We start from the raw sequence: 726 nt of genomic DNA on the forward strand, positions 1-726 counted from the left end.
CCACGGGGAGGCTCAGCAACACCGCGCCGCGCACCAGGTCAGCCAGGACCATCAGGCGACGCTTACGCACCTGACGGTCGACCCACGCCCCCAGGAGAATCGCCAACAGATTCGGTGTCCAGATGAGCGCGGTCAGCCACGCCACCTGGTTGGCCGAGGCGCTCAACGCCGTGACGGCGATCAGCGGCAGGGCCAGTTCGGATATGCGGTCACCGAACTCCGAAACGGACTGCCCGGCCCAGAACCGACGGAACCGCCGATCACGCCACAGGGACACCGGGGCATCGATCTTCGCAGTGCTCATGGCGTCTCATCCGCCGACTCCTGGTCCCGTTCCGGCAGGACATAGCGCATCAGTCGGACGCCGCGACTGCCGGTCGGCCGCTCGGCGGCGTCGCGCGTCACGTACGGGGCCAGCACCCGCTCGATACCGTCCTGAATCGCCGCGAGTTCCTCCGCCGAAACGACCACCCGGGTGTTGGCCAGACCAGCGGCCTGCTGCCAGGCCGGGTCGAGGTGGGGCTCGACCTCGGTCAGCCACCTGCTCGGCAGATCCCCGTAGCGCGCGAACATCTCCCGGGACAGCGCCCGCGCGGCCGAGCCACCCTCCCCGTCCTTCGGCGTCTGGAACCGGAACCCACGCGCCGCCGCCTGCCATCGCCGCTGCCGACGGTCCGGCCCGGCTTCGGCATCCCGGACCAACCCGAAGCCCGCCAGGTGCCGTAG

1 protein-coding gene and 1 pseudogene are annotated in these 726 nt (G+C 70.5%); both read right to left on the reverse strand.

Annotated features, from left to right (window positions below; translation table 11 throughout):
• A pseudogene (locus KUM32_RS39955) lies at positions 1 to 304 on the reverse strand (MFS transporter); the annotation flags it as partial.
• On the reverse strand, positions 301 to 726 hold a 426-nt coding region (locus tag KUM32_RS39960), incomplete at its 5' end, for an ArsR family transcriptional regulator (protein WP_217146623.1). The pseudogene KUM32_RS39955 and the gene KUM32_RS39960, both read right to left, overlap by 4 nt.

It is taken from the genome of Streptomyces sp. AC627_RSS907 (genome assembly GCF_019049165.1).